The organism is Streptomyces sp. NPDC001880 (assembly GCF_053594575.1).
This window is the reverse complement of the sequence record NZ_JBSFET010000039.1, coordinates 24,500-40,566: the sequence shown is the minus strand read 5'-3', so window position 1 is coordinate 40,566 and position 16,067 is coordinate 24,500. Positions and strand designations below refer to the sequence as shown.

13 protein-coding genes are annotated in these 16,067 nt (G+C 70.3%); 7 read left to right on the top strand and 6 right to left on the bottom strand.

Features of this window, described 5'->3' with window-relative positions:
- The first annotated feature begins 96 nt into the window (after positions 1-96).
- Positions 97-2,526, top strand: coding sequence for a poly(A) polymerase (locus tag ACWCQ6_RS21345; RefSeq protein ID WP_451091412.1), 2,430 nt, complete (start codon positions 97-99; stop codon positions 2,524-2,526).
- Between the two features lie 177 nt (positions 2,527-2,703).
- On the opposite strand, the gene ACWCQ6_RS21340 is transcribed toward ACWCQ6_RS21345, so the two are convergent.
- Both ACWCQ6_RS21340 and ACWCQ6_RS21335 read right to left on the bottom strand, forming a co-directional pair.
- Complete coding sequence (locus ACWCQ6_RS21340) at positions 2,704-2,904, bottom strand: DUF397 domain-containing protein (RefSeq protein WP_451091410.1); 201 nt, start codon at positions 2,902-2,904, stop codon at positions 2,704-2,706.
- Positions 2,901-3,779, bottom strand: coding sequence for a helix-turn-helix domain-containing protein (locus ACWCQ6_RS21335; RefSeq protein ID WP_451091408.1), 879 nt, complete (start codon positions 3,777-3,779; stop codon positions 2,901-2,903). The genes ACWCQ6_RS21340 and ACWCQ6_RS21335 overlap by 4 nt, the downstream gene beginning before the upstream one ends.
- Positions 3,780-3,943: 164 nt before the next feature.
- Here ACWCQ6_RS21335 and ACWCQ6_RS21330 point away from each other — a divergent pair, with 164 nt between their 5' ends.
- From ACWCQ6_RS21330 to ACWCQ6_RS21310, 5 genes are all read left to right on the top strand, one after another.
- A complete protein-coding gene (locus tag ACWCQ6_RS21330) occupies positions 3,944-4,435 on the top strand; it encodes an ATP-binding protein (protein WP_451091406.1) in 492 nt (163 codons plus the stop codon).
- Between the two features lie 203 nt (positions 4,436-4,638).
- Positions 4,639-5,610 (top strand): helix-turn-helix domain-containing protein, encoded by a 972-nt coding sequence (locus ACWCQ6_RS21325; protein WP_451091404.1) that lies wholly within the window; start codon positions 4,639-4,641, stop codon positions 5,608-5,610.
- A 33-nt stretch (positions 5,611-5,643) separates the two neighbouring features.
- Complete coding sequence (locus ACWCQ6_RS21320) at positions 5,644-6,528, top strand: hypothetical protein (protein WP_451091402.1); 885 nt, start codon at positions 5,644-5,646, stop codon at positions 6,526-6,528.
- Between the two features lie 497 nt (positions 6,529-7,025).
- Positions 7,026-9,092 (top strand): PIG-L family deacetylase, encoded by a 2,067-nt coding sequence (locus ACWCQ6_RS21315; protein ID WP_451091432.1) that lies wholly within the window; start codon positions 7,026-7,028, stop codon positions 9,090-9,092.
- Positions 9,093-9,245: 153 nt separating this feature from the next.
- Positions 9,246-10,343: a DNA polymerase III subunit beta family protein gene (locus ACWCQ6_RS21310; protein WP_451091400.1), complete on the top strand. Its 1,098-nt coding sequence runs from the start codon at positions 9,246-9,248 to the stop codon at positions 10,341-10,343.
- 155 nt (positions 10,344-10,498) lie between these two features.
- On the opposite strand, the gene tuf is transcribed toward ACWCQ6_RS21310, so the two are convergent.
- The 4 genes from tuf to rpsL form a co-directional block, all read right to left on the bottom strand.
- Positions 10,499-11,692: an elongation factor Tu gene (gene tuf / locus ACWCQ6_RS21305; protein ID WP_451091398.1), complete on the bottom strand. Its 1,194-nt coding sequence runs from the start codon at positions 11,690-11,692 to the stop codon at positions 10,499-10,501.
- 160 nt (positions 11,693-11,852) lie between these two features.
- Positions 11,853-13,979, bottom strand: a complete 2,127-nt coding sequence (gene fusA / locus ACWCQ6_RS21300) for an elongation factor G (RefSeq protein ID WP_451091396.1) — start codon at positions 13,977-13,979, stop codon at positions 11,853-11,855.
- Between the two features lie 38 nt (positions 13,980-14,017).
- Complete coding sequence (gene rpsG, locus ACWCQ6_RS21295; RefSeq protein WP_072485550.1) at positions 14,018-14,488, bottom strand: 30S ribosomal protein S7; 471 nt, start codon at positions 14,486-14,488, stop codon at positions 14,018-14,020.
- Positions 14,489-14,490: 2 nt separating this feature from the next.
- Positions 14,491-14,862 carry a 30S ribosomal protein S12 gene (rpsL, locus tag ACWCQ6_RS21290; protein WP_003948652.1) on the bottom strand — a complete coding sequence of 124 codons (372 nt, stop codon included), beginning with the start codon at positions 14,860-14,862 and terminating at the stop codon, positions 14,491-14,493.
- A 360-nt stretch (positions 14,863-15,222) separates the two neighbouring features.
- Between rpsL and ACWCQ6_RS21285 the strand changes: the two genes are divergently transcribed.
- Entirely contained in the window at positions 15,223-15,993 is a 771-nt protein-coding gene (locus ACWCQ6_RS21285) for a Crp/Fnr family transcriptional regulator (protein WP_451091394.1), read from the top strand.
- Positions 15,994-16,067: the final 74 nt, after the last annotated feature.

The window sequence follows — 16,067 nt, the reverse complement described above, 5'->3', positions numbered from 1 at the left end:
GAGGGAGTCATGGCAGAGCCATGGCGAGTGACGACACGCCGCGAGGCGCGGCGCCGGGGCACGCGAGCCCGGCGTGATCAAGACGGAAGGCCCTGAATGCGTACCAGCGAGGAGATCTACCACCGGGTCCGCTGGGACTCCCGGTTCGATCCGGCGCGCTTCGTGCTGGGCGTGGCGCAGCGCGGGACCGTACCCAAGCGGGTGCCACTGCCCCGCTTCACGCCCGGCGGGGACATCCCCTGGCACCGGGTGCTGTTCTTCGAGGCGGACGGCGAGGTGGTGTGGGACCGGTCCTCGGGTGTGGACCGGATCGACGCGACGGACGCCGGGCGGGTGCGCACCCCGCGCCGGCTGCCGTCCCCGTACTTCGTCTCCCGCACCCCGCACGCGTACCGCGCGTCGCGGGCCGCCTGGACGCCGGTGCCCGAGGACGCGTCGCCGCCCGCACCGACCCCCGGTCCCCTGACGCTGCTGACCTGGAACACCCTCTGGGACCGCTACGACAGCGACCGCATCGACACCGCCCGGCGCCGGCCGCTCCTGCTCGACGCCCTGCGCGGTGCGGACGCCGACGTCATCGCCCTCCAGGAGGCCGAACCCGCCCTGCTCACCCTGCTGTTGGCGGCGCCCTGGGTCCGCGACGACTACACGTTCTGGGCCGATCCGGCCGGCCGGGACGTCGCCGACTACGGACTGCTGCTGCTCAGCAGGGTTCCGGTGCGCGAGGCGGGTCTGCATGCCCTCGGCCCGCACAAGGCGGTCGCGGCCGTCGTCGTGGAGACCGCGAAAGGGCCGGTCACGGTCGCCGCGACCCATCTCAGCAGCGACCACTCGGCGAACGGCGCCGGCCGACGCGATGCCGAACTGGCCGATCTCGCAACGGGACTGGCGGCCGTCGAGGGCGATGTGACGCTGCTCGGCGACTTCAACGACGGCGGGGACACACCCCAGGACCGGCTGTCGATGGCGGACGCCTGGAGCCGGGTGCACGGCGCGGACGACCGGACGCCCACCTTCGACCCGTCGGTCAACCCGCTGGCCGCCGTCTCCTCCCTGACCGGACGGGCGTCCCGGCTGGACCGGGTCCTGGTCCGCTCGGAGCGGCTGCGGCCCGTCTCGGCGGTGCTGCTGGGCGACGTCCCGGCGCCGGACGGGCTGTACGTCTCGGACCACTTCGGGGTTCGGGTGGAGCTGGCCGACGACGCGGGCGCGTACGAGACGCACGGGGAGTACGGGGAGTACGGGGAGTACGGGGAGTACGGGGAGTACGGGGAGTACGGGGAGTACGGGGCCGGCGAGCAGGAGGGAACGGACGCGGAGGCGGAGACGGCGGCCGCGGCGGAGACGGAAGCAGTCGTCGCTGCGGAGGGCGCGCTCGCGGCCGGGATCGTGCGCCGGGTGGCCGCCGCCCTGCCCGAGGGATGTGTCCACCTGGTCGGTTCGCGCCGGACGGGGTGCGCGCTGCCCGGCGCCGATGTGGACCTGGTCGCGGCGCTGCCGGGTGACGGGGACCTGTCGCAAGTGCGGGAGCGCCTGGCCGCCGCGCTGCCGGAGGCCGTCGGGCTGCGCGAAGTGACCGGTGCCCGCGTACCGGGTCTGCGCTTCTCGCTCGGCGGGCTCGGGGTGGACCTGGTGACCGTGGCGACCGGCGCCCTCCCCCCGGCCGAGGCGGTGGCCCGGCGCGCCGAACTGGGCGAGGCGGCGGCCACGGCGTTGAGCGCGGTGAGCGACGCGGACGCCGTGCTCGCGGCGGCGGACCCGCACCGCGCGGCCTTCACCCCGCTCGCCCGCGAGGTGAAGGCCTGGGCTCGGGCGCGTGGCCTGGACTCCGCCCCGTGCGGCGGGCTGCCCGGCCTGGCCTGGTCCGTACTCGCGGCCCGCACTGCCCAGGAGGCGGGCGAACTGCCGCCGCTCCCCCTGCTCAGGCACTTCTTCGCGACCTGGGCCGCCTGGGACTGGGACCGCGCGGTCGGTTCCGGCGACACCGGCGGACTCGGACGCGCGGTCGGCTCCGGCGCGACTGGCGGGACCGTCGGCTCGGACGGGACCGGCGCACTCCCCCTCACCGTGCTGACCCCGACCGACCCGGTCCGCTCCTGCACCTCGCAGGTCTCCCCCGCCGGCCGCGACCTCCTCGCCGAGGAGCTCTTCCGCGCCTGGGAGATCTTGGAGTCCGCTGCCGACTCCGGCCCCGTACCGCGTTCCCTGCTCTGCGCCCCGCCGCCGCTGCGTCGGCGTCACGCCGCCTGGGCGATCGTCTCCGTGCGGCACGGCGCGGACGAGGGGCGCTTCCGCGGCCGGCTCCTCGCCCTGCTCGCCGCCCTCGCGGAGGCGGGCTCCCCGGACGCCCACGCCTGGCCCCGGCCGTACTCCGCCGACGCCTCCCACGTCCAGTACGCGATCGGTCTCGGCCGCACCCCGCCCGACGGCGCCCGCCTTGCGGAGATCGGCGCGGAGCTGCTGCGCGGCATCCCGGAGGCGGGACTGCGCCGGGCCGACGGGAGCGAGGTACGGGGCCTGCGGTGAGCCACGGGACGGCGCCCCGCGCCGTGGCGCCGCCCGTTCTCCGGTCGGCCGGGAACCCGGCGTTCTCCTTCTGACAGGACGGGTGGCGCCCCTCCCTCCGCCCCTCCGCCCCCGCTGAACATCAGCGCGCCCCGACACCCGGCTCAGCGGGCGTCGAGGCGCTGCTGCTCAGCTTTCCTAGACGTACGAGACGAAGCCCACCCACGCACCTGGCGCGAAGGCGAGGCGAGGGCCTTCGATGTCCTTGGAGTCGCGCACGTGCACTGTTCCTGGGGTGGCTGCAACCTCAACGCAGTCGTTCCCACTGCTGCTGTCGCTGTAGCTGCTCTTGAACCACTCCAGCCCAGAAGCATCCCCGACAGAGGGCTTGTGGATCATGTTTCTCCCATAAGTTGCTCAATGAAGGCCAGCGACTCACGAGGGGTGAGGGCCTGGGCTCGGATGATGCCATACCGCAGCTCCAAGATTCGGAGCTGCTTCGGGTCGGAGACCGGGCGACCGCCGAAGGCGCCTCCCGAGCGCCCCACGGCCGTTCCGTCTCCAAACTTCAGCACCTCGATCTCACCGCCCATCCCAGGGTGAGTCTCGCAATCGAGCGGCATTACCTGCAGTGAGACGTTCCGCAACTTCCCCACCTCCAAAAGGCGTTCGAGCTGGCGACGCCACTCCATTCTGCCTCCGATGGGCCGTCGCAGCGCAGCCTCTTCCTGAACGAAGCTGAGTGCTGGAGCCGGAGAGCGGTCGAAGATCGAGCGGCGGGCCATGCGTGCAGCCACGCCTCGCTCCACCTCGTCCTGAGAGTAGGCAGGCTGCCGCGCCTCCAGCAGCACCCGCGCGTGGCCCTCCGTCTGCAACAGGCCATGGATGCCGTGGTTGGCGTACACCCCAACCTCGACCGCCTTGGCCTCCATCTTCGTCAGGTCCCGGATCTTCTTCGGGTACCGGACCTCCGCCACGTCCTGCTTCATTGCCGCGATCTTCCCGCGCGCGCCGAGCACTTCGTCCGCCTTGTCCAGGAACTCCGGCCGAGGGATGCGACGACCGCCCTCCACCTTGTAGATCTGGTCCTCCCCGTACCCGATCGCGGCCCCGAACTCCCCGGCCCGCAGCCCCGCAGCCTCCCGCCACGCCTTGATCTGGCGGCCCACCGCGGCAACCACCGCCACGCCCGACTCGTCGTCCGGGTCGACATCCCAACCGGGCTCGTCCGCCCCGGCGTCCCCGTGCTCCGTACCGGCCTCAACCACGCTCATCCGTGCCCCACTTCCGACGCGCTTACCGTTCTTGGCCCAACCCCTGATGTCCCCGGCACGTCACCCCGGACAGCCGGGACAACACTGGACAAGCCCTGGACAACGCCCGTACGCATGGGGCTCATCGCTCTTCACGGTAGGCACGCCTGGCCACGCTGAGAGGCGTGACCCAAGAAATCACCCGACCCGAACATTCCGCTCACGTCCGGCAGTTCACCGTGCTGCTCTCCCCCACCCGCCGGGGCGCCCGGCTCGCCCGTCTCCTGGCCACGGCGCATCTGGGCGACTGGGGGATCGTCTGCGAACCGGCCGCGCACATCGTCGCCGAGCTGGCCGCCAATGCCGCCGTCCACGGCCGCGTACCGGGCCGGGACTTCCGACTCAGCCTCACCGTCCACCGCGACGAGCTCCTGCGGATCGAGGTGACCGACACCCGGGCCGAGCAACTGCCCGTCGCCTCCGCCCCCGACCGGCACGCGGAGGGCGGGCGCGGTCTGCTGATCGTCGAGGCGCTCGCCGACCGCTGGGGCATCGACCTCGGACCCGCCCCGCACAAGACCGTCTGGGCCGAACTCGACCTCGCACCACGACCGTTCCACCGGGTCGCGGAAACCCACGACCCGGTGCACCACGTCCCCGCGCTCCACGACGCATAGAGCTTTAAAGGACCTGGGGAAATCACCCTCCCCACCCAAACCCGACCCCGTCACTCACTCGGGTGACATGGGACAACTGGGCTGGATTTCGGGTGGGTTGGTCGGCATATGCTCGCCGCGACAACTCCAGACATGCGACGGCCCCCGACGAGATTCACAGTCTCAACCGGGGGCCTGACCACCGAGGAAGTAGAGGCTTCCCGATGGATACCCCGCAGGTTACCGCGCCCCCGTGCGCCCCGTCCCCCGTACCCGAAGACACCACGCCGTCATCCGGCGTCATCCACATCAACTTCCGGCATGCCGCAGGCTTCACCGTCATCGGCAACCACCTCGCCCAGCACCGCGGACTCTCCCTCGCCGCGATCGGGCTCGCCGCCCACATCCAGTCGCTCCCCGCCGGAGCCAGGATCGGCATCAAACGCCTCGCCGAACGCTTCCCCGAAAGCGAGACCCGCATCGCCGCCGCCCTGCGCGAACTCGAAGCCCACGGCTACCTCCACCGCAGCCGCGTACGCCTCCCCGACGGCCGCATCATCACCCGCACCGTCTCGTACAACCAGCCCGGCGCCGACGCGTCCACCGCTGCAGCGCCCCGGCCCCGGACGGCGCCCAGCAAGCCGATCCTGCAGACCGCACCGCCACCACACGCAACCACTCCCGAACCGCACCCCGTCCCAGCCCCCGCACCACCCCCGTCGCCCACGCCGCAGCCGCAGCCAGCCCCCGTCCTCGTACCGGCCCCCACCGCGCGCACCACACCACCACCGCTCCCCCAGCCACAGGAACTCACCCCGGAACTCCAGCGCGCAGCCACCGCCCTCCTCGCCGACCTGCGCCGCCACGCACCTCAACTCGTCCTCTCCGAGAACGACATCCACACCCTCGCCCCCGGCGTCGCCACCTGGCTCGAACGCGACGCCCACCCCGACACCATCCGCCACGCCCTCACCAACGACCTCCCGAACCCCCTGAAGCACCCGGCCAAGCTGCTGCGCCACCGGATCACCGCACTCCTGCCACCACCACTACCGGGAGCCCAGGACATCGCACGCGCACGCCCCGGCACCGTCGTCATCCCGCTCCAGAACTGCGACCACTGCGACCGCGCCTTCCGCTCCCGCCACCCCGGCCACTGCCGCGAATGCCGGACAGACCTCCGCACAGCCGCCTGACCGAAACACCACCCACCAACCCGAAGGACCTGCATGGTCAGCTCACCCCACGAGGCAATGCACCGCATCTTCCAGGAGTACCCCGGCCTCTTCTCCCGCGTCTCCGAAGTGCTCGGCATCGACATCCCACCACCCACCTCGGCCACCGCGCTGCCCACCGACCTCACCGAAGCCCGCCCCGTCGAACGCCGGGTGGACACCCTCCTGCGCATCGATACAGAACACGACGGACCCTTCCTCCTCGCCATCGAAGCCCAGGGCAAGAAGGACCCACGCAAGACCGCCAGCTGGCCCTACTACGTCAGCTACCTCCACAACAGATACGGGCTGCCCACCCTCCTGCTGGTCGTCTGCCAGGACCACACCACCGCCGAATGGGCCGCACACCCCATCACCATCGGCATCCGTCAATGGCAGACACTCACCCTGAACCCACTCGTCGCGGGACCGCACAACATGCCCGTCATCACCGACGTGGCCGAAGCCCGCAAAGACCTCGCCCTCGCCACCCTGGCCGCCATCACACACGCCGACAATCCGGACGTCGGTGCCATACTGAAAACGCTGTCCGCCGCACTGCGGGACACACCGGAAGCAATCACCGACCCCATCGTCGAACTCACCGCACAGGGCCTGGGCAACCGCCCGGCCGCACAACAGTGGAGGAACCTGGTGGCCGTGGACACCTCTTTCTACAAGTCCTTCATGTCGGAAGAAATCCGGGACGAAGGCCGGGCGCAAGGCCGGGCGCAAGGCCGGGCAGAATCCCTCTTGCTGGTCCTCGAAGCACGTGGCATCACCCTCGCCGAAGAGGCCCGCGAGAAGATCACCAGCTGCGATGACCCCCAACTCCTGCGCCAGTGGCTCAACCGCGCCGTCACCGCCGCCACCATCGAGGAAGTCTTCACCGGGGAGTGATCCGCCCCCGGCCTCCCCGCCGCACGCTCGACTGAACCGCCGGCACACCCGGGTGGCCGCGCCCGGGCGCGCTCGCCGCCCCTGCGGTGGACCTCGGCCGCCTTGCCGTGGTCATGCTCGTTCAGGGACATCCTGACCCTGCGTGCTCTGCGGCCGTCCCGGTCGTCGAAGTACCCGGCGACGGTGACCGCGCCCGGCCCGCGCCGTCCGGCACGATCCGCTCGTCGGCGCCACCCCGCAACGGCGCGCCGTGCCCGAACGTGGCCGTTCATGGCGCGTACATCCCTGAGTTGAGCAGTCCAGGTCACACCTGCGGATATGCAGGCAACCCGCCCCCGGGAATCTCCGTCTATCCCCCCGCAGCAGCGGCTCCCCCCACCGCGGCCTGCACGGATTCGGCGCGCGGCACAGGGCCGCACGGCCGCCCGCTGCCGCGGGGGAAGTGGACGGAGCACGGTGTGACGGATCGACCCGCCCTGCGCGCATCCCGCACGGGAGTGCTGCGGCGCACGGCGCTGGCGGTGGCCGGCGCGACCGGCCTCGGCGCCCTCACCGCCTGCGCGGCGCCGTCGTCGCCCCGCCGCCGCGACCCGGCCGCGAACCCCCTGCCCGGCCTGCCGATCAGCACCTCGCCCCCGGCCCTGATGATGCAGGTCCTCGCCCACCCGGACGACGACCTGTACTTCATGAACCCGGACACCCAGCAGGCCCTCGACGCCGGCACCCCCCTCGTCTGCGTCTATCTGACCGGCGGCGAGGCCAACGGCGTCAACCGGGTGCCGGGCCGGCCGCTGCCCCCGCCCGACAAGTCCGCGTACTCCTCCTCGCGTCACCAGGGGCTCCGTCAGGCGTACGCGACCCTGCTCGGCCTCGACCGGTTCGCCCCCTGGCACAAGTCCGTCATCGAGCTGCACGGCGGCCACCGCGCAGAGATCAACACCCTCGGCCACCGCGGCCGCAGGGTCGAGCTGATATTCGTCAGCACCGCCATGCACACCTCGTACGGACGGCTCGGACTGCCGAGCCTCTGGCAGGACCGGCGCCTGGTCCTGCCGACCGTCGTCGCCGACGGCTCCCCGCTGAAGAAGGCGGGTTCGTACACCTACGACGGGCTGATAGACGTCCTGGTCGGGCTGTTCGAGCGGTACCGGCCGAGCATCCTGCACACCCTGGACCCTGACCCGGACATCCAGCACAGCAGCGAGGCCGTGCGCCGCCGGGACAGCGAGCAGCCGGGCTACTCCGACCACCCCGACCACACCGCGGCCGCCCTGTTCACCTGGGCCGCGCTGATCCGGTGGGTGGCACGGGCCACCCGGAACGGCGACGGGATACCGGCCTTCACCACCACATCGTTCCGGGCCTACTACAACCGGCACTGGCCGAAGAACCTGCCGCCCGCGGTGCTGGCCGAGAAGGCCTCGCACCTGGTGCCCTACGGGGGCTCGGTGGACTGGCGGTGCGGCAATCCCGCGGGCTGCGGGGACTACAACGTGGGCGGCGACCGGCCGCTGACCAACCGCAAGGGCTGGGTGCGGTCCACCCACTACCGCCACCCGGGCCCCCGGCCCGTCGTCGCCACCGACCCGGACGGGCGGCTCGTCGCCTACGGCGTGCTGGGGCTGCGGGCGGTGCGCCGACGCGAGAGCGCGCCGGGCAGCGGGGTGTGGGGGACTCCGGACGACCTCGGCGGCGGCCCGCTCGCCCCGGTCCTCGGCAGCGCGACGCTGCCGGACGGGCGCCATCTGCTCTTCGGGCTGCGGTTCTCGGCGATCGCCGGGCACGGCGCGGACAACCAGCGCGAGATCGTCGCACTGGAGCAGCGCTCCCCCGGCGGCGCCTTCCGCGCCTGGCAAGGGCTGGGCAACCCGGTGCGCGATCACGACGGCGGGCGCCGGATCGGCGTTCCGGTCGCGGTCGCCGCGCCCGACGGGCGGGTCCACCTCTTCGTACGGAACGCGGAGAAGGGCCTCAGCACCCGGGTACGGGACACGGCCGGCCGGTGGAGCGGTTGGCGGGACATGGGCGGCGGCGAGGTCCAGGACGGACTGTCCGCCGTGGTGGACGACGCGGGGCGGGTCCATGTCTTCGCGGCGGGACGGTTCGCGGTGCACCACTGGACGCAGGACACGCCTGGCGACGCGGTGACCGCCCGCACCCAGATCGGCGGGGTGCCGGTGCCGGGGGACGGCCCGGCCGCGCTGCCCGGGACGGACGGGGCCGTCGAACTGTTCTACCGAGCGGCGGCGAAGGCCGCCCTGACGACCGTACGGACCGGGGAGACGGCGGCCGGTGTCGGTCTCGGCGGCCCCGCGCACCAGGCCGAGGACCTGCCGGGCTTCGACGGGTACGGCCCGGTGGCCGCCGCCCGTACGCCGCGCGGCCCGGTGCTGCTCGGCCGCACCGCGAAGGGCCTGATCCGGCTCCGTACGCCCGACGGGACCGCCGTGCGGCGACAGGGGCCGGTGGCGCTGGACGGGCCCGCGCTCCACGTCGGGAAGGACGGACGGCCGGTGGTAGTGGCTCTGGGCCCCGACGCCCTGCCCTGGATCTGGCGCCCCTGACCGGGCGGCCGACGGGCGCGGACACGGGTACGAGTACGAATGGACAGGGCGCCCCTCGAATGAACTCCCGCCCCGAATGGACTCCCGGCACAAAGCGCCCCGGGTCCGATCGGGGTTGACCCTCGACCTGGTCAAGGGCCCAGAGTTCCAGGCGTGGAGAACGAGATGCGCAGCATCGGTGAGATGGCCCGCGACAGCGGACTGAGCGCGAGTGCCCTGCGGTTCTACGACGGCGCCGGCGTGCTGGTCCCGGCCCGGGTGGACCCGGACAGCGGCTACCGCTGGTACGCCCCCGAGCAGCTCGCGGAGTCCGTGCTGCTGGCCGGGCTGCGCCGGGCCGGTATGCCGTTGGCGGACATCCGGCTGGTACTGGCCGGATGGTCCGCCGCCGACACCGAGCTGATAGGGACGCTGATCCGGGCGCATCTGCGCCGGCTCGAAAGGGGCCTGTCCGATGCCCGCAACGAGTTCTCCACGATCCGAGCCCTACTCGAACGCAGGGAGACCCCCATGGCTTCGCTCCGTACCACGACACTCCGATCGACCGTTTCCGCTCCCGAGCTGACCGCCGCCCTGGACGCTGTCCGCTTCGCCGCCGGTACCGATCCCGAACTTCCCATGCTCCACGGCGTCCTGTTCGACTTCGAGGACAACGGGCTCCGGGTCGTGGCCACCGACCGGTACCGGCTGGCCGTCGCGCACGCCGGTGCGACCGGGCACGAAGGCCCCCGCGTGCAGGTCGTCGTGCCGTCCCCGCTCGCCGACGCCATGCGGGCGCTGCTCACCGACGACGCGGCCACGCACCTCACCGTGGACGGTGACCGCGTGACCCTGGAGGCGGGCGACCGCCAGGTGGCCGGCCAGTGCCTCGACCACGACTTTCCCGACTACCGCCGCCTCGTCCGCCTGCCGGCCGGGCGCCGGGTGCCCGTCGACGTCCCGGCCCTTCGGCAGGCCGTGGAGAACGGCCCCGTCCGTACGAGCCCGGTGCGCGAACAGGACGGCCCGTGCGGCGACCTCAGCCTGCTCGGGGTGGCGGACGACGGCACGGTGACCGTCCAGGAGGACGGCGACGACCACCGGGACGACGTCATCGCCGTCAACCGGGAGTTCCTGCTGCACGCCCTCGCCGCCGGAGCCCGCGACCGGCTGGTCCTGGAGCTCGGCGCCCCGACCGCCCCCATCGCGATCCGCCGGGCCGACTCCGAGGACACCTTCTCCCTGCTGATGCCCGTCCGGCTGGAGAACTGACACCGCCCTGAACGCACACGCGGGCCGGATCCGCATGCCTACATGAACAAGAAAGCCCCCGTACGCACCGAAGGGCCCCGGTCCACCGCTCTCGCGGCGGGCCGGGGCCCTTCTTGGTGCTCTGTACGGAGCAACCAGGTCAGACAGTCAGGTAATTACTTGACGATCTTGGTGACCTGGCCGGCGCCCACGGTCCGGCCACCCTCACGGATGGCGAACTTCAGGCCCTCCTCCATGGCGACCGGCTGGATCAGCTGGACCGACATGACGGTGTTGTCGCCCGGCATGACCATCTCGGTGCCCTCGGGGAGGGTCACGACGCCGGTCACGTCCGTGGTACGGAAGTAGAACTGCGGGCGGTAGTTGTTGAAGAACGGGGTGTGACGGCCACCCTCGTCCTTCGACAGGATGTAGGCCTGGGCCTCGAACTCGGTGTGCGGCGTGACCGAACCGGGCTTGATGATGACCTGGCCGCGCTCGACGTCCTCGCGCTTGATGCCACGGAGGAGCAGACCGACGTTCTCACCGGCCTGGCCCTCGTCGAGCAGCTTGCGGAACATCTCGATGCCGGTGACCGTGGTGGTGGTCTTCTCGTTCTTGATACCGACGATGTCGACGGTCTCGTTGACCTTGAGGACACCACGCTCGATACGACCGGTGACGACGGTGCCACGACCGGTGATCGTGAAGACGTCCTCGATCGGCATCAGGAACGGCTTGTCGACGTCACGCTCGGGCTGCGGGATCGCCTCGTCGACGGCCTTCATCAGGTCGAGGACGGACTGGCCCCACTCCTTGTCGCCCTCAAGGGCCTTGAGCGCCGAGACCTTGACGACCGGAACGTCGTCGCCCGGGAACTCGTACTCGGAGAGGAGCTCACGGACCTCGAGCTCGACGAGCTCCAGGATCTCCTCGTCGTCCACCATGTCGGCCTTGTTCAGGGCGACGACGATGTACGGAACGCCGACCTGGCGGGCCAGGAGCACGTGCTCCTTGGTCTGCGGCATCGGGCCGTCGGTGGCGGCGACCACGAGGATGGCGCCGTCCATCTGCGCGGCACCGGTGATCATGTTCTTGATGTAGTCCGCGTGACCCGGGCAGTCGACGTGCGCGTAGTGACGCTGCTCCGTCTGGTACTCGACGTGCGCGATCGAGATCGTGATACCGCGCTGGCGCTCCTCGGGAGCCTTGTCGATCTGGTCGAAGGCCGAGGCCTCGTTCAGGTCCGGGTACGCGTCGTGCAGCACCTTGGTAATGGCGGCCGTGAGGGTCGTCTTACCGTGGTCAATGTGACCGATGGTGCCGATGTTGACGTGCGGCTTAGTCCGCTCGAACTTCGCCTTCGCCACTGGGTCCTCCTGTGGAGTGGTTCTGTACGCCTTGCTTCATCGGCGCCAGGTGATCTTTGCTGGGATGCCGGGCCCGGGGGCATTCAACACATTGCTTTCGCTCTGCGAGGAATGCCCCACCAGGCTCCGGTGACAAGCCTAAAGCGTGAGCTCGGGAGAGTTACTCGCCCTTGGCCTTCGCGATGATCTCCTCGGCGACGTTCCGCGGAACCTCGGCGTAGGAGTCGAACTGCATCGAGTAGCTTGCGCGACCCGAGGTCTTGCTGCGGAGGTCTCCGACATAGCCGAACATCTCCGAGAGGGGCACGAGGCCCTTCACGACGCGAGCGCCGCTGCGCTCCTCCATGGCCTGGATCTGGCCACGGCGGGAGTTGATGTCGCCGATGACATCGCCCATGTAGTCCTCGGGCGTGGTGACCTCGACGGCCATCATCGGCTCAAGGAGAACCGGGGACGCCTTCCGCGCGGCCTCCTTGAAGGCCTGCGAACCGGCGATCTTGAAGGCCAGCTCGGAGGAGTCGACCTCGTGGTAGCCACCGTCGAGAAGAATGACGCGGACGCCAGTCATCTCGTAGCCGGCCAGGATGCCGAACTGCATGGCTTCCTGAGCACCCGCGTCCACCGAGGGGATGTACTCCTTGGGGATGCGGCCACCGGTGACCTTGTTGACGAACTCGTACGAGGCCTCGCCGCCCTCGATGGGCTCGATCGCGATCTGCACCTTGGCGAACTGACCGGTACCACCGGTCTGCTTCTTGTGGGTGTAGTCGACGCGCTCGACGGCCTTGCGGATCGTCTCGCGGTACGCGACCTGCGGCTTGCCGACGTTCGCCTCGACGCGGAATTCGCGCTTCATGCGGTCGACGAGCACTTCGAGGTGCAGCTCGCCCATACCACCGATGATGGTCTGGCCGGTCTCCTCGTCGGAGTGCACCTGGAAGGACGGGTCCTCTTCGGAGAGGCGCTGGATGGCGACACCCAGCTTCTCCTGGTCGCCCTTGGACTTGGGCTCGATGGCGACCTGGATGACCGGTGCCGGGAAGTCCATGGACTCCAGGATCACCGGCGCCTTGTCGTCGCAGAGCGTCTCACCGGTGGTGGTCTGCTTCAGGCCCATGACGGCGATGATGTCGCCGGCGCCCACCGACTCGATCTCCTCACGCTTGTTCGCGTGCATGCGGTAGATCTTGCCGATGCGCTCCTTCTTGCCCTTGACGGAGTTCAGCACCTGCGTGCCGGACTCCAGGCGGCCCGAGTAGACCCGGACGAAGGTGAGCTTGCCGAGGTGCGGGTCGCTCATGATCTTGAACGCCAGCGCCGCGAGCGGCTCGTCGTCGGACGGCTTGCGCTTGACGACGACCTCGGGGTCCTTGACGTCGTGGCCCTCGATGGCCTCGACGTCCAGGGGGGAGGGCAGGAAGCGCACGACGGCGTCGAGCAGGGGCTGGACGCCCTTGTTCTTGAACGCGGTGCCGCAGAACACCGGGGTGACGGTCGTCTCGCCGCCCTTGCCGGAGTTGATGGTGATGCGACGGATCGCGGCGTAGAGCTGCTCCGCGGTGGGCTCCTGGCCCTCCAGGTACAGCTCCATGATCTCTTCGTCGTTCTCCGCGACGGACTCCAGGAGCTTGCCGCGCCACTCGTCGGCGGCCTCGGCCAGCTCGGCCGGGATGTCGACGACGTTGTACGCCTCGCCCTTGGTCGCTTCCACGGGGTAGACGAACGCCTTCATCGTCACGAGGTCGACGACACCCGTGAAGTCGGCCTCGGAACCGATCGGCAGCTGCATCACGATCGGAGTCGCGCCGAGGCGGTCCGTGATCATGTCGACGCAGCGCAGGAAGTCGGCGCCGGTGCGGTCGAGCTTGTTGACGAAGCAGATTCGCGGAACGCCGTAGCGGTCCGCCTGACGCCACACGGTCTCGGACTGCGGCTCGACGCCCGCCACACCGTCGAACACGGTGACGGCGCCGTCGAGGACGCGGAGCGAACGCTCCACCTCGACGGTGAAGTCGACGTGGCCCGGGGTGTCGATGATGTTGATGGTGTGGTCAACATCCTCGAGCGGCCAGTGGCAGGTCGTCGCGGCGGACGTGATGGTGATGCCGCGCTCCTGCTCCTGCTCCATCCAGTCCATCGTGGCGGAACCCTCGTGGGTCTCGCCGATCTTGTACGAAACGCCGGTGTAGAACAGGATCCGCTCGGTGGTGGTCGTCTTGCCCGCGTCGATGTGGGCCATGATCCCGATGTTGCGGACCTTGGCCAGGTCAAGCGAAGTGGTGGCCATAAGGCTCAGTCTTCTCTCGGTCTCGATGTGGGTAGCGACTACCAGCGGTAGTGCGCGAAGGCCTTGTTGGACTCGGCCATCTTGTGGGTGTCCTCACGCTTCTTGACGGCAGCGCCAAGACCGTTGGAGGCGTCGAGCAGCTCGTTCATGAGGCGCTCGGTCATGGTCTTCTCGCGGCGGGCGCGGGAGTAACCCACGAGCCAGCGCAGCGCGAGGGTGGAGGCGCGACCGGGCTTGACCTCGATCGGCACCTGGTAGGTGGCGCCACCGACACGGCGGGACTTGACCTCGAGCGAGGGCTTGACGTTCTCAAGCGCACGCTTCAGCGTGATGACCGGGTCGTTGCCGGTCTTCTCGCGGAGGCCCTCCATGGCGCCGTACACGATCCGCTCGGCGGTGGAACGCTTGCCGTCCAGCAGGATCTTGTTGATCAGCGAGGTGACAAGAGGAGAGTTGTAGACCGGGTCGATGATGACCGGGCGCTTCGGGGCGGGGCCCTTACGAGGCATTCTTACTTCTCCTTCTTGGCGCCGTAGCGGCTGCGGGCCTGCTTGCGGTTCTTGACACCCTGGGTGTCGAGCGAGCCGCGGATGATCTTGTAACGAACACCCGGCAGGTCCTTCACACGGCCACCACGCACGAGCACGATGGAGTGCTCCTGCAGGTTGTGTCCCTCACCCGGGATGTAGGCCGTGACCTCGATACCGGAGGTCAGACGCACACGCGCGACCTTGCGGAGTGCCGAGTTCGGCTTCTTCGGGGTGGTCGTGAACACACGCGTGCAGACGCCGCGGCGCTGGGGCGAACCCTCGAGTGCGGGCGTCTTGTTCTTCTCGACCTTGTCCTGCCGGCCCTTCCGGACCAGCTGCTGGATCGTAGGCACTACTTCTCCGGTTTCTGTGTGCCGTTCGTGAAACTAACCTGGAACGTCACCGACCCACGCGGTCGGGTGTGTCGAATACTGCAGGCTCCTGCCGCAAGGCAGAAGGAGCGCAGATTGCGGTGGCCAGTGACGAACTCGCCGTGCGGTTGAGGACACGCACACGAGTCCAGGCACACCCCAGGCACAAGGTCTGAGCGTACCTACCGCGTCGACTCCGGTCAAAACAAATCCGTCTCACCCCGACACGCCGGAGTTCCGCAGCTCGTCGCGGGCTGAATCGAGACAGCCGAAGCCGGGCGGGCGGCAGAAAAACGACCTTGCGGGTCCGGTCACGGGCGTTCTCAGTACATTGAACCGCTGATGAACGACCGGGGGGACGGGATGGCGGCGGCGTACGTACCCGACGGAGACGGACTCGACGACCAGGTACCCTTCCTCGCCCGTCTGGAGCGCGAGGACCGGGTGGCCCTGCTCGCACTGGGGCGCGAGCTGAGTTTCGACTCCCGGACCGCCCTGCTCCGGCAGGACGAGCCGTCCGCGTACGTCCTGCTGATCCTCACCGGCTGGACGAAGGTCACCACCTCCGCGCCCAACGGCTACGAGGCGTTGCACGCCCTGCGCGGCCCCGGCGACATCGTCGGCGAATCGGCCGCGCTGACCGGGCGGCCGCGCTCGGCGACGGTGACCGCGCTCTCCGCCGTACGGGCCGTGGTCGTGACGCACGAGAAGTTCCGCGCTTTCGTGGCCGGCTCCCCCGCGGTGTCGCTCACGCTCCTGGCGCTGACCGCCGACCGGACGCGGGCCGCGGACCGGCGCAGCCTGGAGTTCGCGGCGATGACGGTGCGCGAACGCTTCGCCGTCCTGCTGCTGGACCTGGCGCACACCCACGGTGCCCGTACGGGCGAAGGCATCGAACTCGACATCCCGCTCAGCAAGCAGGAGCTGGCCGGGGCGGTCAGCGCCTCCAGGGAGATGGTCCAGCGGCTGCTGAAGGACCTGCGCGAGCGCGGCATCGTACGGACCGGGCGGCGGGCGCTGGTGATCGTGCGGCCGGACGCGCTCCGCCGGATCGCCCGGGCCGGGGAATCCTCCCGCCCGGCCGTCCGCCAGGACGCCCCGCAGACTCCGTAGCACGGGCACCGCACCCCGGCGAGGACGGCGCGGCCTCCGCCGACTCTGTGCACACGGTCACACACCGAGTGCGT